The following is a 19,992-nucleotide window of genomic DNA, read 5'->3' as shown; positions in this document are numbered from 1 at the left end:
TATGGCAAAGACCCCCAGCAAGAGCCTGTTCACCGCCGACCTGGTCGTGCCCGCGATCAAGGCCGCGTTCGTCAAACTCCGGCCTGCGGAACTGATCCGCAACCCGGTGATGTTCGTCACCGCTGTCGTCGCCGCCCTGATGACGGTGCTGCTTGCCATCGGCGACGACGGGCTGACCATCGGCTTCAAGCTGCAACTCGTCGTCTGGCTGTGGCTGACGGTGCTGTTCGGCACTTTTGCCGAGGCACTGGCGGAGGGACGCGGCAAGGCGCAGGCCGCTTCCCTGCGCGCCACCAAGGCGGAACTGACCGCCAAGCGGCTGCGTGGCGATGGCCGTCAGTATGACGACCTGCCCGCCAGCCAGTTGAAGGTCGGCGACATCGTGCTCGTCGAGACGAACGACCTGATCCCGTCGGACGGCGAGGTCGTATCAGGCGTCGCCTCGGTCAACGAGGCCGCGATCACCGGCGAGAGCGCACCCGTGATCCGCGAGGCGGGTGGCGACCGCTCTGCCGTCACCGCGGGCACGCGGGTCATCTCCGACGAGATCCGCGTGCGTGTGACGGTGATGCCGGGCCAGGGGTTTCTCGACCGGATGATCGCACTGGTCGAGGGGGCCGAGCGTCAGAAGACGCCCAACGAGATCGCGCTGACGTTGCTGCTGGTCGGACTGACCATCATCTTCCTGATCGCGGTCGGCACCATTCCCGGCTTCACCAGCTACGCCGGCGGATCGATCCCCGTCGCGATGCTGGCCGCCTTGCTCATCACGCTGATCCCGACCACGATCGCGGCACTGCTGTCGGCGATCGGGATCGCGGGCATGGACCGGCTGGTCCGTTTCAACGTGCTCGCCAAGTCGGGGCGTGCGGTGGAGGCGGCAGGCGATATCGACGTGCTGCTGCTCGACAAGACCGGCACGATCACGATTGGCGATCGTCAGGCCAGCGCGTTCCGCAGCGTGGGCGGCGCGACCGATGCGGAACTGGCGGAGGCGGCACTGATCGCCAGCCTGGTCGACGAGACGCCGGAGGGCCGCTCGATCGTCGTGCTGGCGCGTGACCGGTTCGGGGTGCGCACCACCGATCTGCCACGGGGGGCGGAGGTGATCCCGTTCACGGCCCAGACCCGCATCTCCGGCGTGCGGACGCCCGACATGCTGGTGCAGAAGGGGGCGGTCGATTCGATCCTGAAGGCCAATCCGGGGCTCGGTGAAACCGCCGCCGCGACCGAACTGCGCCGGATCACCGACGAGATCGCCCGCGCGGGCGGCACGCCGCTGGCGGTCGCCCGTGACGGCCGCCTGCTCGGCGCGATCTTCCTCAAGGACGTGGTCAAGGCCGGTATCCGCGAACGGTTCGGCGAGCTGCGGCAGATGGGCATCCGCACGGTGATGATTACCGGCGACAACCCGCTTACCGCCGCGGCGATCGCCGCGGAGGCCGGTGTCGACGATTTCCTGGCGCAGGCCAGCCCGGAGGACAAGCTGGCGCTGATCCGGCAGGAACAGCGGGGTGGCCGGCTGGTCGCGATGTGCGGCGACGGCACCAACGATGCGCCCGCGCTGGCGCAGGCGGATGTCGGCGTCGCGATGAACACCGGCACGCAGGCCGCGCGCGAGGCGGGCAATATGGTCGATCTCGACAGCGATCCGACCAAGCTGATCGAGGTCGTGGGCCTCGGCAAGCAACTGCTGATGACCCGCGGGGCGCTCACCACCTTTTCGGTCGCCAACGACGTCGCCAAGTATTTCGCGATCATCCCGGCGATGTTCGTGGCGCTCTATCCCGATCTCGGCGTGCTCAACGTCATGGCGCTGGGCAGCCCGCAGAGTGCGATCCTGTCGGCGATCATCTTCAACGCGGTCATCATCCCGATGCTGGTACCGCTGGCGCTGCGCGGCGTGACCTATCGGCCGATGGCGGCCGGGCCGCTCCTCGCCCGCAATCTCGCCATCTACGGGCTAGGCGGGCTGTTGGCCCCCTTCGTCGGCATCAAGGCCATCGACCTGCTCGTCGGCGGCATCGGCCTCGCATAAGGAAGACCATCATGGGCAACGATTTCTCCTCCGCCTTGCGCCCCGCGATCGTCATGACGATCCTGTTCGCAGCCCTGCTCGGGATCGTGTATCCGCTGGCGATGACCGGCATCGGGCAGACGATCTTTCCGGAGCAGGCCAATGGCAGCCTGGTGCGCAACGCCGCCGGTCGGGTGATCGGATCGACGGTGGTCGGGCAGGCCTTCACCGCCGACCGTTACTTCCGCACCCGGCCATCGGCGGCGGGCAAGGGCTATGACGGGCTCGCCTCGTCGGGATCGAACCTCGGTCCCGCCAGCCGGGCATTGGTCGATCGGGTGAAGCCCGACATCGCCCGGCAACGCGCCGAGGGGGTAGAAGGGCCGTTGCCCGCCGACCTCGTCACGGCCAGCGGCTCCGGCCTCGATCCCGATCTGTCGCCCGCGGCGGCGCTGGCGCAGGTGCCGCGGATCGCTCGGGTTCGCGCGTTGCCTGAGGCGACCGTGCGCGGGATCGTCATCGCGGCGACCGAGCGGTCGCCCTTCGGCGAGGCGCACGTCAACGTTCTTGGCCTGAACCGCGCGCTGGACGCCACGCCGCGCCGATGACGGCCAGCGGCGGCAACCGACCCGATCCCGATGCCCTGTTGCGCGCCGCCGCGCAGGAGGGGCGGGGGCGGCTGAAGATTTTTCTCGGCGCCGCCCCGGGTGTCGGCAAGACCTTCGAGATGCTGTCCGAGGGGACGACCCGCCGCCGCGACGGCGTCGACGTCGTTATCGGCGTGGTCGAGACGCACGGGCGCGTCGAGACCCAGGCGCTGACCCGTGGTCACGAGATCGTGCCCCGGCGCGCGGTGGCCTATGAGGGTCATACGCTCGGCGAAATGGATATGGACGCCGTCTTGGCGCGGGCGCCCCGGCTGGTGCTGGTCGACGAACTGGCACACAGCAACGCCCCCGGCAGCCGCCATCCCAAACGCTATCAGGATGTCGAGGAACTGCTGGCCGCCGGGATCGACGTCTATTCGACCGTCAACATCCAGCATGTCGAAAGCCTCAACGACATCGTCGCGGGCTTCACCCGAGTCCGGGTGCGCGAGACGGTGCCCGACCGTATCCTGGAAATGGCGGAGATCGAGGTCGTCGACATCCCGCCGGACGAACTGATCGAACGGCTGAAGGCGGGCAAGGTCTATCTGCCGCACGAGGCGACCCGCGCACTGGGCCATTTCTTTTCGCGTTCCAACCTGTCGGCGCTGCGTGAACTCGCCTTGCGCCGCGCGGCGCAGGCGGTCGATGCGCAGATGCTGGAGCATGTCCGCGCCCTGGGCGTGGGCGGGACATGGGCGGGCAGCGAGCGCATCGTCGTCGCGATCAACGAACTGCCCGGTGCCGATGGACTGGTGCGGGCGGCCAAACGGGTGGCGGACGGGCTGCATGGCCCCTGGACCGCGCTGTTCGTCGAAACCCCGCGAACCGCGCAGTTCGGCGATGCGCAGCATCAGCGGGTCGCCGCGGTGATGACGCTGGCGACGCAGCTGGGAGCGGCGGTCGCCACCGTGCCGGCGCCATCGGTGGTGGAGGGTATCCGTGGTTTCCTGACCGATGCCCGCGCGACCCAGCTGGTCGTCGGCAAGTCGCGGCGGTCGCGCTGGTTCGAGTTCCTCCACGGATCGGTCGTCGATCGTCTCATCCGCGAAACGCCGGGGGTGACGATCCATGTCCTACCGCTGGAGGACAATGCTCCGCCGTCTCCCGCCGGTCGATCGGGATCGGTCCGGGAGCCGGGGGCGGGTTACGCGGTCGCGCTGGTGCTGGTGGCGCTGGTCACGGCGCTGGCCAGTGCGCTGTTTCATATCCTGGAACTCGGCAACGTCGCGTTGCTGTATCTGCTGCCGGTGATGGCGGCGGCCAGCCTGTTCGGGCTGCGAACCGGCCTGTTCGCCGGGATCGCCTCCAGCCTTGCCTATAATTTCTTCTTCCTGCCGCCGGTGGGGACGTTGAGCGTCAGCAACCCCGAAAATCTGGTGTCGGTCTTCGTCCTGCTCGGCGTGGCGATCGCGACCAGCCAGTTGACCGCGCGCGTGCGAACGCAGGCGGACATGGCCGCGGCCAGCGCCCGCACCAACGCCACGCTGGCCGGCTTCCTGCGCCGGTTGAGCGCGGTCAACGATCCCGTGATCGCATCGCGGATGATCTGTGACGACGTCGCCGGGCTGTTCGACGTGGAGACGGTCGTGCTGGCCCCTTCCGGTGGGACCGGGCTGGCGGTGCAGGCGGCGAGCACCACCGACTATCGGCTCGATACGATGGATATGGCGGCGGCGAACTGGGCGTTCGACAACGGCACCGCTGCCGGCAAGGGATCTGGGACGCTGGCCGCATCGGAATGGCTGTTCCAGCCTTTGGCGGCGGGCGACCGGATGCTTGCAGTGATCGGGGTGGCGCGGGAGAGCGGCGGCGATCCGGTGCGGGCCGACCGGTTGCCCCTGCTCAGCGGGTTGATCGATCAGGCGGCGCTGGTGCTCGAACGGCTGCGACTGGAAGGCGAGATGCGCGATGTCGAGGCCGTGCGCACCCGCGACCGGTTGCGCACGGCGCTGCTGTCGTCGGTCAGCCACGATCTGCGCACGCCGCTGACCGCGGTGATGGCCGCCGCCGATCAGCTCGACCATGGTGCCACCCCGGAACTGGTCGCGACCATCCGCAGCGAGTCCGCCCGGCTCAACCGGTTCGTCGCCAACCTGCTCGATATGGCCCGTGTCGAAGCGGGTGCGCTGAAACTGGCGATCGAGGCGACCGATCTGAGCGACGCGGTGGCGGGCGCGGCACATGATGCCCGCCGCGCGCTGCAGGGCCATGACGTGCGCCTCGACGTGCCGCCGTCGCTGCCGCTGGTCCGGGTCGATCCGCAACTGCTGCACCATTGCCTGCTCAACCTGCTTGATAACGCCGGCCGCTATGGCAATCCCGGTACCGACATCGTCGTCGCGGCGACCCACCGCTACGGCGAGATCAGGCTGGTCGTGCGCGATCATGGACCGGGTCTGCCGCCGGGGCGGGAGGCGGAGGTTTTCGAGACGTTCCACCGCCTCGAAGGGTCCGACCGCGTGGTCGGTGGCACCGGCCTGGGTCTCGCGATCGTCAAGGCGTTCGCCGAGGCGATGGGGATGACGGTGGAAGCAGGTAGCCGCGACGACGAACCCGGGGCCGTCTTTACCCTGGTCTTTCCGGCCGGGCTGATTGTCCGCCATGCTCCCGAAGGTCACATCTGATGCCTGCCACGATACTGGTCGTCGACGACGAATCCTCGATCCGGCGGCTGTTGCGCAACACGCTGGAACGCGCGGGCCATGCCGTGGTGGAGGCACCGGACGCCCGCACGGCGCTGTTGCGGGCGGCATCCGACCATCCCGACGCGATCCTGCTCGATCTCGGCCTGCCGGACCGGGACGGGCTGGGGCTGATCCCGTTGCTGCTGAAGGATGCCGATCCCGCCATCCTGGTCGTCTCCGCCCGCGACGCCACCGACGAAAAGGTCGCCGCCCTCGATCTCGGCGCGCATGATTTCGTGTCCAAGCCGTTCGACACCGATGAACTGCTCGCGCGCCTGCGTGTCGCGCTGCGCCATCGCGGCGGCGTGGCGACGGCGAAGATCGTGCGTCATGGCGATCTGGTCATCGACCTCGACCGGCGGATCGTCTGCCGGGCGGGGGAGGAGCTGCACCTGACCCGCAAGGAATATGGCGTGCTGGCGATGCTGGCGCATCATGCCGGCCGGGTCGTCACCCATGATCGCATCCTGGCGGCGGCGTGGACCGGCGACGAGGACCCAAGGGTGGAATATCTGCGGATCGTCGTGCGCAACCTCCGCCAGAAGCTGGAAGCGCCGGGGCCGGTCGGCAGCGTCATCGCCAACGAACTGGGCGTTGGCTACCGGTTGCGCACCGACCATTGACCGCCGGCTATGCCGCTGGCCCTTGCAGGCCCGGCGGGGGTACACCCTCCGCGTCGGGATCGACGCCGCGCCGCTGGTCGAGCGAGCGCATGATCGGCGTCACGGTCAGGCCATGGAACAGCACGGACAACAGCACGATCAGGCCGACGATGCCCCATAGATGCGTCGCGTCGGGCACCGCCATGTGGTTGGTGCCATAGGCGAGATAATAGATCGATCCGACACCGCGAATGCCGAAGAAGGCGAGGGTCCGTTTCTCGCCGCGATCGGCGGGGTGGCCGATCAGCCCGATCCACCCCGTCAGCGGCCGCACCACCAGCAGGATCGCCAACGCCACCGCGCCATCGACCCAGGTGACGGAGGCGAGCAGCCCGCTGACGAGCGCTCCGCCGAACAGGATCAACAGCACCATCATCGCCAGCCGTTCGATCTGTTCGGTGATCGCGTGCATTTCACGCTGGAATTTGTGGTCGCGGTGCGTGCTGCGGAATGTCAGTGCGGTGACGAACACCGCGAGGAAGCCATAGACATGGACGATCTCGGTCAGGCCATAGGATACGAACGTGGCCGACAGCGCGATCAGCCCGTCCCCCGTCCGCGCCAGCTTCGTCTCGGCGGGAATGTGGAAGGTCAGCCAGCCGAAGATCCGCCCGACCAGCCACCCACCGGCGACCCCGCCGACGATCTCCCACAACACCCGATAGGTCAGCCATTCCGCCAACCACGGTTTGCCCATCGGTAGCGCGGCGGCCAGCATGATCGCGAGGTGGACGAAGGGAAAGGCCGCGCCGTCGTTCAGCCCCGCCTCCGACGTCAGGCCGAAGCGCACCTCGTCCTCGTCGCCGGTCTTGGGCGGCCCGACCTGCACGTCGGCGGCCAGCACCGGATCGGTGGGGGCGAGGCTGGCGGCCAGCAGCAGCGCGACCGCCAGCGGCAGGCCGAGCGCGGTCATGCCGAGCAGGGTGATCGCCGCGATACCCAGCGGCATGGTGATCGCCAGCAGCCGCCACGTGATCGACCAGTGCCGCCATCCGAACACCCGGTCGATCTTCAGGCCCGCGCCCATCAAGGCGATGATGACGACGAATTCGGCGAACCGTTCGGTCACCTCCGGATACCGGATCGGCAGCGGGCGCAGCGTCACCTGCGGCAGCAGGAACAGCACGGCGCCGATCGCGATGCACACGATCGGCAGCGACAACGGCAGCCGCTTCAACGCGAGCGGCAACCACGCCACCAGCGCGATCAGCAGCCCCGCGCCGGTCATGACGAGGATATAGGTATCGGGGTAAAGGTCGGACGTCATGGCCGCTCAACGGATGATCCGGGGGCATGGCTACATCGGCTCTTGCGGCGGATGGTGCGAACACCTGCCGCGATCCGATGTAACCGACGTAGATCAGGCATGTTTTCCGGGAACGCAGGCCGCGCGGACCGGGTTCTGCCAAGAACGACAGGAGCATCGTTCCCCATGCCGACCATCAGCACCGAGCATCTGCACATCGATTATGCCGATCATGGCGATCCGGCGGGAACGCCGGTCCTGCTGTTGCACGGCTGGCCCGATGATGCGTCGACGTGGGACGCGGTCGTACCCGCCCTGACCGCTGCCGGTCTGCGGGTGATCGTGCCGAGCCTGCGTGGTTTCGGGGCGACGACCTTCATCGGGGATGCCGCGCGTACCGGCGACAGCGCGGTGCTGGCGCTCGATGCGATCGCGCTGATGGATGCGCTGGGGGTCGACCGGTTCATGGTCGCCGGCCATGACTGGGGCGCCAATGCCGCGGAGGCACTGGCGGTCGGCTGGCCCGACCGGGTCGAGCGGCTGGCGATGCTGTCGACCCCGCCCCGGCTGGGCGGAATGCCGACCCCGCCGTTCGAACAGGCACAGCGGCAATGGTATCACTGGTTCATGGCGACCGCGCGCGGCGCGCAGGCGGTGCGGGACGATCGCCCAGGCTTTGCCCATATCCACTGGCGCAACTGGTCGCCGTCCGGCTGGTTCGACGAGGAGACGTTCGACCGGGTCGCGCGCTCGTTCGACAATCCCGACTGGGCCGATGTCACGCTGCACAGCTACCGTGCCCGGTGGGACGAGGCGTCCCCCGATCCCCGCAGTCGATGGCTGGACGACAAGGTGAGGGAGACGAAGACGTTGTCGCTGCCGGCCTTGTACGTTCAGGGCGCGGTCGACGGCATCAATCCGCCATCCGCCAGCAAGGACGTGCCGGCCAGGTTCGATGGACCATTCGCCGTCGTCACCCTCGCCGGCGTCGGCCATTTCCCGCAGCGGGAGAACCCGCAGGCCGTGTCGCGGCATCTGCTGGCGCTGTTCACCGGCGATCCCGCCGATCTCGCCGACACCACCGACCGCAGCCTCTACATGCACAAGGGCAAGCCCTACCTCGCCGGGGCCGCGGCGCTGGGTGTGATCGCCGCCGCCGCGATTGGTGTCGCGCAGGCGAAACGCACGGCCGGCCCGCTGACGCAGGTCGCAGAGTTCGATCATCAGGTCACCGGCGTCGCGGTGACGGCGGATGGCCGCCGCTTCGTCAACTTCCCGCGCTGGACCGACGATGCGCCGATCTCGGTCGCGGAGGTGCTGGAGGACGGTTCGCTCAAACCCTATCCCGATGGCAAGTGGAACAGCTGGCGCAATGCGCGCGCCAACGAACTGCCGGTCGGTGACTATTTCGTCTGCGTCCAGTCGATCGTGCCGGATCGCCAGGGCAATCTCTGGGTGCTTGACCCCGGCGCACCGGGGAACGAGAAAATTCTCGAAGGGGCGCCCAAGCTGGTGAAGATCGATCTCGCGACCGATCGCGTGACGAAGGTCATCAAGGTGGCGGGCGATGTCGCGTTGCAGGGCACCTACCTCAACGATATCCGCTTCTCGCCCGATGGCCGGACGGGATACATCACCGACAGCGGTACGCGCGGCGCGATCATCGTGATCGATCTGGAAAGCGGCACGGCGTTCCGCGCGCTCGACGGTCATCCCTCCACCCAGGTCGACCCGACCGTGACGGTGACGACCGACGGCAAGCCGCTGGTCCGGCCCGACGGCCGCCAACCGGCGTTCGCCGCCGACGGCATCGCGATCTCCAACGACGGCGGCACGCTTTACTATCAGGCGCTGACCGGCAGGACGCTCTACAGCATCGATACGCAGTTGCTCCGTCCGGAAATCGACGAACGTGAACGCGCCGGCAGGGTGACGACGGTCGCGCAGACGCATGTCGCCGATGGATTGTGGATGAGCAGGGCGGGGGTGCTCTACCTGACCTCGCCGACCGACAATGCGGTGTCGCGACTGGTGGGTGACCGGGTCGAGCAGGTGTTGACCGATCCACGCCTGCGTTGGCCGGATACCTTTTCCGAAGGGCCCGATGGGCGGCTGTATGTGACCGCCAGCCATATCCAGGACACCAACTGGTTCAAGCCGGGGGCACCGGCGTCGATCAAGACGCAACTCTTTTCGTTTGCGCCGGCTGGATGAGGGCGTGGTGCCCTAACCAGCCTGCCGCGACGCCATCAACCTCGTTGCTGCCGAGACTATTCCGACCTGCCGGCAAAGTCAGGCGAACCAGCCCAGCACGGTGCGGGTCAGTGGGTTGGCGGGGTCCGCGAGCAGCTTGGCGGTCAGTGCCAACGACACGACGATCAGCAGCGGCCGCGCCACGCCCGACCCGAACCGCATCGTCGCATAGGCGCCGACCTGTCCGCCCGCGACACTGGCGACCGCCATCGCCAGCCCCGTCACCCACAGCACATGGCCGCCGATCGTCAGCACGGCGAGGCCGGCAAGATTGCTCGCCAGATTAAGCAACTTGGCCCGCGCCACGGCACGGATCATGCCCAGCCCGAACAACGCGACCAGTGCGGTCGTGAAGAACGATCCCGTTCCCGGCCCGAAGAACCCGTCATAGCAGCCGATGCCGAACGCCACCGCGACCAGTATCGCCGGTCCAAGTCGGGCATGGCGATCCTCGTCACCCATCCGGGGGGCGAGCAGGAAATAGATCGCCATCGCGATCAGGAGCATGGGCAGGAAGCCGGAAAGGAAGCCCGGATCGATCAGCGTCAGCAGATACGCTCCCAGCCCCGCCCCCATGAATGCCCCGAGTGCGGGGAGCATCGACCGCCGCAGATCGATATGGCCCCGGCGGGTATAGGCGATGACCGCCCCGGCGGTGCCGAACGAGCTTTGCAGCTTGTTGGTCGCCAGTGCCTGGATCGGTGGAATGCCCGCCGCCAGCAGCGCCGGGATCGTGATGAGCCCACCACCGCCCGCCACGGCATCGATCATGCCGGCGACGAACGCCGCCGCCATCAGCAGGATCGTCAGGCCAATCTCCGGTTCCATGCAACACCCCCATGTCGTTCGCCGGCCATAGGCCATCTGTCGTCGCGATGGCCACGGGCATGACGACAGATGACGGCAGGGAGCTGCAGGTGACGGCTCGTCCGGCATCCGCAACGCCTTGGCGGAAAACGGCAATCGAATGACAGGCACAATGGGAGGACCAATGACGCTCGCTTGACGCCGCCATCCCAACAAGCGTAGGGCAAATCCAAGAAACGAGACCCAATGCCATATAATGGGAAACCGTCGGTGCAAATACCCCTACGCGGGTGCGTACACTCCCATGTGATGGAGGGGATCGATGACCCATTCGACTATCGCCGTACTCAGCGGCACCTCGCGCGTGGCGCTCGGCGCCGCCCTGCTGCTGGCTGCCGCGTCCGGCGCCGCGGCCCAGACCGCACCGATCACCACCACGCCGCAAGGCGCGCCCGCGCCGACACCGGCGCCTGTCCAATCGACCACCGAACAGCCGACCCAGCCGGCGCCGGTCGCTGACGACGCCAGCGGCCCCGACATCGTCGTCACCGGCATTCGCGCCAGTCTGGCCAATGCGCTCAGTGCCAAGCGCGACTCGGCGCAGGTGCTCGACGCGATCTCGGCGGAGGATATCGGCAAGTTCCCGGACAAGAACGTCGGCGAGGCGTTGCAGCGCGTCACCGGCGTGCAGATCACCCGCGCGGGCGGCGAAGGCTCCGGTGTGTCGATCCGTGGTGCGGACCCCGCGCTCAACCGCGTCGAGATCAACGGCCAGACCGCGCTGTCGACCGGTGCGGGTGTCGCGACCCGTTCGGTCGAGTTCCGCGACATTCCCGCCGAGTTCGTCTCGCGCCTCGAAGTGGTGAAGTCCGCCACCGCCGACATGACCGAAGGCGGGCTTGGCGGCACCGTCCGGATCATCACGCGCCGGCCGTTCGACGCCAAGGAGGGTTTCCTGTCCGGCTCCGCGCAGGCGGTGTACGGCGACCTTGCCGACCGCGTCGACCCGAAGTTCGCGCTGATCGGCAGCAAGCTGTTCGCCAACGACACGATCGGCGTCCTCGGTTCCGCCACCTACGAAAAGCGCAGCCTGTGGTACGATCAGGCGCGCACCACCGGCTGGCGCCAGATCGAGCGTTTTCCCAATTCCGCGGCCAACCCGACGAGCACCGGCTGCCTCGTCGGCCGCAACCAGTCCCGCTGCGTCGACATCGACAATAACGGCTTCGGCGACTTCTTCCCGGACGTGCCCCGCTACGTCATCAATCGCGAACTGACCGAGCGTTACGCATTCAACGGCATCGTCGAGTGGCGGCCGAGCGACGATGTGCGCGCCTTCGTCGAGGGCACCTATACCCGCGGCAAGCAGAAGATCGACACGCAGTTCCTGCAACTCGGCACCACACAGTCGGGGCTGCCGAACGGCGGCGTCGACCTCGCCAATACGACGCTGGGCCCTGACCAGACAGTCGACAAGGTGACGTTCGTCGGACCAACCGGCGGCGCCGGTGGCCTCAGCGCGTCCTATCGCAACATCCTGGGCGTGATCGACCGGCAGCAGTTCAACGGGCAGGTCGGCGCCGACTGGGACGTGACCGATCAATTCAAGGTCACCGGCCGCGCCAGCTATGCCAAGGCCAAGGCGTATAATAACGAGATCAACGCCACCGCGACCGCACAGGGGCTGCCGTCGATCACGATTGATTATACCGGCGACCAGCAGGCGCCCAACATCATCCTGCCGATCGATCCGACGACCACGACGGGTATCACCCAGTTCGCCGTGCTGCGTCGCCCGCGCTACAACAACCAGCGCGAGATCGATTTCAAGCTGGACGGCGAATACAAGCCGGAGACGTGGCTGACCTCGCTGAAGATCGGCGTGCAGAAGCGCGACGTGAAGGTCACCAGCCGTCTGTTCGACGGGACCAGAACCTATAACGGGTATGTCGCGAATACGCCGGGCTTCGGCAATATCACCCAAGCCAGCTATGCCAGCGGGTCGTCCCAGCCGATCATCCAGTCGACCGGCACCAATGCCGCGATCATCAGCCAGATCCAGAACATCGTCGGTCCGAACGCAACGCTGGGCGACCATGATTTCTTCAACACCGGCGATCTCGGCTTCAACGGCATCAACCGCTGGCTGAACCTGGGCATGGACGTCGCCAACGCGGCGGGCATTCCCGATCCGTTCGTCAATCCGGTGGCGGCGGATACCTGGGGTGTCACCGACAAGAACCTCGCTGCCTATGTCTCCGCCGCGTTCGAGTTCGAACCGTTCGGCAAGCGACTGACCGGTGTGGTCGGCGGCCGCGTCATCAATACGAAGACCAGCACGCGCGGATCGGTCGTGGTGGCACCAGTGCCGGCGCAGAATCGCCCAGGTTCGGTCACGCCGTTCAGGTCACAGGGCGAATATACCGAGTTCCTGCCCAGCCTGAACCTGAAGATGGAGCTGATCCCCAACAAGCTCCAGCTGCGCGCCACCGCGACGGAGGTGATCGCCCGGCCGTCGCCCGCCGATCTGGCGCCGCGCTTCACGCTCGACATCCTCGGGCTGACCGGATCGCGAGGCAACCCCGGCCTCCAGCCCTATCGCGCCGCGCAATATGATCTGGGCGTGGAATGGTACATCAGCCGGGTCAATTTCGTCTCCGCGACGCTGTTCCGCAAGGACATCAGCTCGTTCGTCGACCGCACGACGCAACAGGAGGTGATCGACGGCGTCAACTACACGATCACGCTGCCGGTCAACGGCACGTCGAAGGTGCAGATCAACGGTGCCGAACTCGGCGGCCAGTTCGCGTTCGAATTCCTGCCCCAGCCGTTCGACAGCTTCGGGGTGACGGCGAACTACACCTATTCGGACGACAAGGGATATAATCAGCGGGACTATTTCACCGGTGATTCGCTGACCTTCCCCGGCCTGTCGAAGCACAGCTACAACCTGTCGGGTTATTATGACGATGGGACGATCTCGGCCCGGCTGTCGTACAACTGGCGGTCGCGTTTCGTGATCGCGGCGCTCGACCGCGGCAACAACCCGGCGGTGGGTGAGCCGTTCGGGCAGTGGGATGCCTCGGCCAGCGCGACGCTGACCGACAACGTCTCGGTGTTCCTGGAAGGCGTGAACGTGTTCAATGCGCAGCGTACCGAGAATGCGGCGAGCATCTATCGCCGCAACATCATCGAAACCTATGGTCGGCGCGTCTATGGCGGCGTGCGGGTGAAGTTCTGATCGGGCAGGGCGGGCGGCCGCGTTGCCGTCCGCCCGGTCCGACCGATCTGAAAATCGTTTCACCACAAACTTGTATGCGTTGACCCCGATCAGATGCTTGGCGGTGGTACGTTAATCTTGGTTATCGTAAGCAGGGGGTGATGGCCGCCCGCTCAATCCGCATTGACCATATCGTGCTGTGGCCGATCCTCTTGGGGCTGGCCTATTTCTGTTTCGCCTCGCTGTCGCTCCACCTCACCCGCGGGATCGACGGGGTCGCGACGATCTGGCCCGCCAGCGGCATCCTGCTGTCGGCGCTGCTGCTGTCTCCGCCAAAACGCTGGCCCGCCTTCATGATCGCGGCGGGTGTCGCCAGCTTTACCGCCAATATGGATGCCGGCGCAGCCTGGCCTCGTGCGCTCGGCTTCTCGATCATCAATGTCAGCGAATCGGTGCTGGCGACGTATCTGTTGCGGCGGCAACGCCCGATCGACCTCTCCTTCGCCGATCCGGCCAGCGTCGGGCGGTTCTGCCTGGCGGCGGTGATCGCCAGTACGGTGAGCGCCACCATGGCCATTATGGTGTCGCCCGTCCCGTCGGGCGCGGTCTTCCTGTCGTGGCTGACGACGGTGGCGCTGGGTATGATGATCGTGACGCCCGTGGTGCTGACGGGCGCGAACATCGTCATGGAGCGCCCGGCGACGCCGCCGATGCGGGTGATGATCGAGGGCGGCCTCATCCTGACGGGTGTCGCGGTGCTCAGCATCGGCGTATTCGCGCAATCGACCTATCCGCTGCTGACGCTGCCGATGCTGGGGGTGCTGGCCGCAACCTATCGGCTGGGGCCGCACGGCGCGACCGTCAGCGTGCTGCTGATCGCGATCATCGGATCGGTCGCCACCGGTTATGGACTGGGGCCGGTCACGTTCGTCGACGGGGTCGAGCGCGCGGTGCTGTTCTTCCAGTTCTATCTGCTGACCCTGCTCGGTTCGGCGTTGCCGCTGGCGGCGCTGCTGGCCACGCGGGAGCGGATGATGGCCCGCATCGGTCGCGACAAGCGATTGCTGGAGATGGCCGAGCGCGCGGCGCATGTCGGCCACTGGCGGTTCGCCGCCGACGACGGATCGATGCTCTGGTCGGCGGAGGTGTTCCGGATGCACGGGCTGGACGAACATGGCGAGGCACCGTCGCGTCATGATGCATTATGCCTGTTCCATGCGGACGATCAGCTACGCATGACGAATGCGGTAAACCAGTTGATGATAACGGGCGAGCCGTTCGACCTGGACGCGCGTATCATGCGTCGGGACGGCACGGTTCGCGACGTCCATGTTCGCGGTGAGGCGGAACGCGATCGTCATGACCAGACGGTGGCGGTGTTCGGCATGATGCAGGACGTGACCGCGCGGGTCGAATCGGTGCGGGCGCTCCACGCCGCCCGCGACGCCGCCGAGCACGAGGCGCGCCGCGCGGTCACGCTCTCGGAAACCGACCAGCTGACCGGTATCGCCAACCGGCGAAAGGCGCTGGCCGTACTGGACGAGCGCATCGTCCGCGCATCCACCGGCGGCCAACCGGTAGCGATCGCGATGCTCGACATCGATCATTTCAAATCGATCAACGACGATTATGGCCATGCGATGGGCGATGCCGTGCTGGTACGCGTGGCGGAATTGTGCCGCATGGCGCTGCGCGAAACCGACCTTGTCGGCCGGATCGGTGGTGAGGAATTCATGCTCGTCATCGATGGAGTGACGTCGGAAGGGGCGCTGGTCACGGCCGAACGGGTCCGTCATGCGATCGCCACCGCCGATCCGGTGGCACCGGGCGTCCGCACCATCACCGCCAGTCTGGGGGTCGCGACGTTCCACCCCGGGGCCGATGCCAGCGGCCTGATGCAGGCGGCCGACGATGCGCTCTATGCGGCCAAGCATGGCGGTCGCAACACGCTGCGCGTCGCTGCCTGACGGCGGGTGGTAGAGGGATCGCGGCCGCCGATGCGTATGGCGATCAGGAGGTTGTACCACCATGGATGATCCCGTCGACAACGGACTGGCCCGGCTGGCGAGGATCGCGGTGCCGCCTGCGCTCGATCAGCTCGAAGCGAATGTCCTTGCGGCGATCGACGACGATGCCCGCCACCGGGCGTCCAGTCGGACGATCGGCCTGTGGTCGGTGGGGGCGGCGCTGGTGCTGGGGCTGATCGGCGGCACCGGCCTGGGTGGGGGCATGGCGCAGGCGGCAGGGCCGATCGGTATCGACACCGCGCTGGCACCCTCGACGCTGCTGCTCGGGCGATGACATCGGCGCTTCGCCGCAACGCGCTGACGGTCGTGCTGGCGTTCCTTGCGGCGGTTGCGGGGGTGTTGGTGGGCGGCCGGATGCTGTCGTCCTCGCCGCATCGCGGCACCGAGCTTCACGCGTTGCTCCATAACGACATCGTGTTCGACGCCACGCAGGAAGCCGCGATCGACGGGCTGGAGGCCCGTTTCGCGGTACAGCGGGCGGCGCTGGAGGCGCAGTTGCGCGCCGACAACACCCGCCTCGCCGCCGCGATCGAGCGGGAGCACGACAATGGCCCCGCCGTCGCCGCAGCGGTCGATCGATCGCATCACACGATGGGCGCGTTGCAGAAAGCGACGCTGGCGCATGTCTTTGCCATGCGCAGGCTGATGCGACCCGACCAGACGGCGGCGTTCGACCGGGTCGTGGTGCGGGCGCTGACCCCGGCACCGTGAACGTCGATCCGGACGCGCCCGCCTCCGATGCGCTGGATGACGCCGCGCTGGTCGCGTTGCACCTCAGGGGCCTGCCCGCCGCACGGCAACCCGCATTTGCCGTGCTGATGCGGCGGCACAAGCAATCGCTGTACCGGCTGATCGTCGCGCAGACCGGCGAGCCCGACGAGGCGCTCGATCTGGTGCAGGAAAGCTTCGTGTCGGCCCATGCCGCGCTGGCCCGGTACGATCCGGCTCGTTCGCTGCGCGCCTGGCTGGCGCGGATCGCGATCAACAAGTGCCGGGACTGGCATCGGCGGCGGCAGGTGCGCCGCTTCCTGACACGGGTGCTGCCGATCGAGGCGGCCGAGCGCGTCGTCGATCCCGCCGCCGATGCGGAGGCATGGGCGATCGACCGCGACGATCTGGCCAGGACGCTCGCCGGCATCGCGCGGCTGCCCGCCGCGCTGCGTGAGCCGCTGCTGCTGTGCGGGGTCGACGATCTCAGCCATGCCGAGGCGGCCGAAGCGCTGGGTATCACGGCCAAGGCGGTCGAACTGCGCATCCGGCGCGCCCGCGCCGCGCTGGCAATAGATGAAGGACGGGCATGAGGGATCGCCACCCGCGCCCCGTATGAATGAATGACACCGCTCCGCCTGCCCTAAGGACCTGCATGACCCGACCGACCCGACGCCGTTTCCTGCGCGACGCCACGCTGGGCGGCGGCGCGCTGGCGCTGCCGTGGCTGCCGGCCTGGGCACAGCCGATATCCAAGGGGCTGGCGGCACCGCTGCCGACGGTATCGGGCACCGATATCGCGCTGACGGTCGGACACCGGATGATGACGATCGACGGCCGGCAGCAGCATGCGATCGGGATCAACGGCACCGTCCCTGGCCCGCTGATCCGGCTGAAACAGGGCCAGAATGTCCGGCTGGCGGTAACCAACACCCTCGACGAGGAAACATCGATCCACTGGCATGGCCTGCTGGTGCCGTTCCAGATGGACGGCGTGCCGGGAATCAGCTTTTCGGGTATCCCCGCGCGAACGACCTTCACCTACGAATTTCCGGTGATCCAGGCGGGGACCTACTGGTATCACAGCCATTCGGGCCTGCAGGAGCAGATGGGGCATTACGGACCGATCGTGATCGATCCCGCCGGCCCCGATCCGGTGGTGTCGGACCGGGAGCATGTGATCGTGCTGTCGGATCACAGCCCGCTTCACCCCCATGCCATCTTCCGCAAACTCAAATTGCAGGGCGGTTACTTCAACTACCAGAAGCAGACGCTGGGTGGTTTGCTGGTGGGCAGGGACCAGCCGGCGGGGGAACGCCGGATGTGGGGCGGAATGCGGATGGACCCGACCGACGTATCCGACGTGACCGGCGCGACCTACACCTATCTGGTCAACGGACATGGACCCGCCGACAACTGGACTGCGCTGTTCACGCCCGGTGAGCAGGTACGGCTTCGGATCGTCAACGCCTCGGCGATGACGATCTTCAACGTCCGTATCCCGGGGCTGAAACTCACGATCGTGCAGGCCGATGGCCAGAATGTGAGGCCTGTCGCGGTCGAAGAATTGCAGATCGCGGTCGCCGAAACCTATGACGTGTTGGTCGAACCCGCCGGCCCCGATGCCTATACGCTGGTGGCGGAGGCATGGGACCGATCGGGGATGGCGCGGGCGACGTTGGCGCCGCAAATCGGGATGGTGGCGCCGGTACCCGCGTTGCGCCGCCGCCCGCTCGCGACCATGAAGGACATGGGGATGGGCGGTATGGCCGGAATGGATCACGGGGCCGCCCCCGCTATCGCCGATTGTTCGCCCGAACATGCCGCTATGGGGCATTGCGCCCCCGGCGGCCCGCCGATGGCCACCGTCATGGACCATTCGATGCGCGACTTCGCCAACGCCCCCGGTCTGCCCAGGACACCGACGGTGCAGACGGTCGCGCCCATGCCGGTCGACCGGACGGGCGAGCCGCCGCAAGGGCTTGCCGATGTCGGGCACCGGGTACTGGTCTATCGCGATCTGGTGGCGCTCGATCGCAACCCGGATCTGCGCGCGCCGTCCCGCCAGCTACGCATCCACCTGACCGGCAACATGGAACGCTATATGTGGGCGTTCGACGGCGTGAAGCTGAACGAGGTGACCGCGCCGATCCCGTTCCGGCAGGGCGAGCGGGTGCGCGTGACGCTGGTCAACGACACGATGATGGCGCACCCGATCCATCTCCACGGCCATTTCTTCGAACTGGTGACGGGGCATGGCGATCATGCCCCGCGCAAGCACACGATCAACGTCGCCCCTGGCGGCACCGCGACCTTCGACCTGACCGCCGATGCGGTCGGCGACTGGGCGTTCCATTGCCATCTCCTCTATCACATGCATGCCGGGATGATGCAGGTCGTCACCGTCCGCCCCGATAGCGAAGAGGGGACGGCGGCATGAAGGGGTTGATCCTCTCGATCGCGCTGGCGACGCCTGCCGCCGCGCAGATGCACGATATGCACGGCATGGCGATGCCGGGAATGAAGATGTCCCCCCCCGCGCCGCAGCCGAAGAAGCCGGTCAGACGGGTCGTAAAGAAGGCTCCGGCCACACAGCGCCGGACGAAAACCGCAGCCCCCGCCAAGTCCGGCGCGATAATGGCGACGCCCGCGGCGGAGGCATGTTCACCCGAACATGCGGCTATGGGGCATTGCACCCCCACGCCGCCGACGCCCGCACCGTCGGCCGACGTGATGCCCGATCACGGCGGCATGCCCGGCATGGCGATGCCCGCGCCCGCCGATCCGTGTCTGCCGGCGCATGCCGCGATGGGTCATTGTATCCCCGCCGCCCCTGTCGCGAAGAACGATATGCCGGCCGGCACCGATCAGCCCGCCGGCAATGCCCCCGCGCCAGCCCCGCCGGCCGATCTGGCGGCTGCGCGCTTCCACGACCCCGCAGCGATGGACGCGGCGAACCGCGCGATGCGGCAGGAGCATGGCGGCATGCGGTTCGGCCAGATCATCTTCAACCTCGCCGAGATGCAGGTGCGAAACGGTCGCGACGGCTATCGCTGGGACGGCGAAGGCTGGTTCGGCGGCGATATCGATCGGCTGGTGGTGAAGACCGAGGGCGAAGGCGGGTTCGGCCGCCAGGTCGAGGCGGCGGAGGTGCAGGCGCTATATGCCCGCGCGATCGACCCCTATTGGAACCTGCAGGCGGGGGTCCGGCAGGATATCGGTGCCGGCGCGCGGCGCACCTATGCGACGATCGGTATCGAAGGGCTCGCGCCCTATTGGTTCGACGTCGAGGGGGCGGTGTTCGTCTCGAACCGGGGCGACGTGCTGGCGCGCGTGGAGGCCTGGTACGACCAACGCCTGACCCAGCGCGCGATCCTGCAACCCCGCGTCGAAATGAACCTTGCCGCACAGGACGTATCCGCCAGCGGGATCGGCGCCGGGCTGTCGAGTGCCGAAATCGGCCTGCGCCTGCGTTACGAGATCAGACGCGAATTCGCGCCCTATGTCGGTCTTTCGTGGGAACGCCGCTATGGCAGCAGTGCCCGTTACTTCCGCGCCGACGGCGCTTCGACGACGGGGGGGATCGTCGGCGTTCTGGGTGTCCGTACCTGGTTCTGACGTTCCACCTGCTTCAGTTCGGGACGATGCCCTGAACCCCGTCTGATTGCTTCCGATCCGATAAACATCCATTTCGGATGGATTGCCGGATCGGGGGCGG

General features: G+C 67.4%; 14 protein-coding genes. 12 read left to right on the top strand and 2 right to left on the bottom strand.

Features of this window, described 5'->3' with window-relative positions:
* The first annotated feature begins 1 nt into the window (after position 1).
* Genes kdpB through IFT82_RS14570 form a run of 4 tightly spaced genes read left to right on the top strand, consistent with a single transcriptional unit; the run spans position 2 to position 5,974 of the window.
* Positions 2 to 2,038 (top strand): potassium-transporting ATPase subunit KdpB, encoded by a 2,037-nt coding sequence (kdpB, locus tag IFT82_RS14585; protein ID WP_192128068.1) that lies wholly within the window; start codon positions 2 to 4, stop codon positions 2,036 to 2,038.
* 11 nt (positions 2,039 to 2,049) lie between these two features.
* Entirely contained in the window at positions 2,050 to 2,625 is a 576-nt protein-coding gene (gene kdpC / locus IFT82_RS14580; protein ID WP_192128066.1) for a potassium-transporting ATPase subunit KdpC, read from the top strand.
* Positions 2,622 to 5,291, top strand: a complete 2,670-nt coding sequence (locus IFT82_RS14575) for a sensor histidine kinase (protein ID WP_192128064.1) — start codon at positions 2,622 to 2,624, stop codon at positions 5,289 to 5,291. The genes kdpC and IFT82_RS14575 overlap by 4 nt, the downstream gene beginning before the upstream one ends.
* Positions 5,291 to 5,974 (top strand): response regulator transcription factor, encoded by a 684-nt coding sequence (locus tag IFT82_RS14570; protein WP_192128062.1) that lies wholly within the window; start codon positions 5,291 to 5,293, stop codon positions 5,972 to 5,974. The genes IFT82_RS14575 and IFT82_RS14570 overlap by 1 nt, the downstream gene beginning before the upstream one ends.
* Before the next feature lie 7 nt (positions 5,975 to 5,981).
* Here the strand turns inward: IFT82_RS14570 and IFT82_RS14565 are convergent, their stop codons facing one another.
* Positions 5,982 to 7,280, bottom strand: coding sequence for a cation:proton antiporter (locus IFT82_RS14565; protein ID WP_192128060.1), 1,299 nt, complete (start codon positions 7,278 to 7,280; stop codon positions 5,982 to 5,984).
* Between the two features lie 165 nt (positions 7,281 to 7,445).
* On the opposite strand from IFT82_RS14565, the gene IFT82_RS14560 reads away from it, so the two are divergent.
* Entirely contained in the window at positions 7,446 to 9,473 is a 2,028-nt protein-coding gene (locus tag IFT82_RS14560; protein ID WP_192128058.1) for an alpha/beta fold hydrolase, read from the top strand.
* Positions 9,474 to 9,551: 78 nt separating this feature from the next.
* Here the strand turns inward: IFT82_RS14560 and IFT82_RS14555 are convergent, their stop codons facing one another.
* Positions 9,552 to 10,340, bottom strand: coding sequence for a TSUP family transporter (locus IFT82_RS14555; RefSeq protein WP_244646776.1), 789 nt, complete (start codon positions 10,338 to 10,340; stop codon positions 9,552 to 9,554).
* 301 nt (positions 10,341 to 10,641) lie between these two features.
* Between IFT82_RS14555 and IFT82_RS14550 the strand changes: the two genes are divergently transcribed.
* The 7 genes from IFT82_RS14550 to IFT82_RS14520 all read left to right on the top strand — a co-directional run bounded on the left by IFT82_RS14550 (position 10,642) and on the right by IFT82_RS14520 (position 19,892).
* Entirely contained in the window at positions 10,642 to 13,560 is a 2,919-nt protein-coding gene (locus tag IFT82_RS14550) for a TonB-dependent receptor (protein WP_192128056.1), read from the top strand.
* A 140-nt stretch (positions 13,561 to 13,700) separates the two neighbouring features.
* Positions 13,701 to 15,506: a sensor domain-containing diguanylate cyclase gene (locus tag IFT82_RS14545; protein WP_192128054.1), complete on the top strand. Its 1,806-nt coding sequence runs from the start codon at positions 13,701 to 13,703 to the stop codon at positions 15,504 to 15,506.
* Between the two features lie 61 nt (positions 15,507 to 15,567).
* Positions 15,568 to 15,840, top strand: a complete 273-nt coding sequence (locus IFT82_RS14540) for a hypothetical protein (protein WP_192128047.1) — start codon at positions 15,568 to 15,570, stop codon at positions 15,838 to 15,840.
* Positions 15,837 to 16,277, top strand: coding sequence for a periplasmic heavy metal sensor (locus tag IFT82_RS14535; protein WP_192128045.1), 441 nt, complete (start codon positions 15,837 to 15,839; stop codon positions 16,275 to 16,277). Before IFT82_RS14540 ends, IFT82_RS14535 begins: the two co-directional genes overlap by 4 nt.
* Complete coding sequence (locus IFT82_RS14530) at positions 16,274 to 16,867, top strand: RNA polymerase sigma factor (protein ID WP_342355118.1); 594 nt, start codon at positions 16,274 to 16,276, stop codon at positions 16,865 to 16,867. Before IFT82_RS14535 ends, IFT82_RS14530 begins: the two co-directional genes overlap by 4 nt.
* A 62-nt stretch (positions 16,868 to 16,929) precedes the next feature.
* Positions 16,930 to 18,714 (top strand): copper resistance system multicopper oxidase, encoded by a 1,785-nt coding sequence (locus tag IFT82_RS14525; RefSeq protein ID WP_192128043.1) that lies wholly within the window; start codon positions 16,930 to 16,932, stop codon positions 18,712 to 18,714.
* Positions 18,711 to 19,892, top strand: coding sequence for a copper resistance protein B (locus IFT82_RS14520; RefSeq protein ID WP_192128041.1), 1,182 nt, complete (start codon positions 18,711 to 18,713; stop codon positions 19,890 to 19,892). The genes IFT82_RS14525 and IFT82_RS14520 overlap by 4 nt, the downstream gene beginning before the upstream one ends.
* Positions 19,893 to 19,992: the final 100 nt, after the last annotated feature.

Source organism: Sphingomonas sp. CFBP 8760 (assembly GCF_014841615.1).
Lineage (GTDB): Bacteria > Pseudomonadota > Alphaproteobacteria > Sphingomonadales > Sphingomonadaceae > Sphingomonas.
Note: the sequence above shows the minus strand (reverse complement) of the source record. Positions and strands in the feature narration are given on the sequence as shown.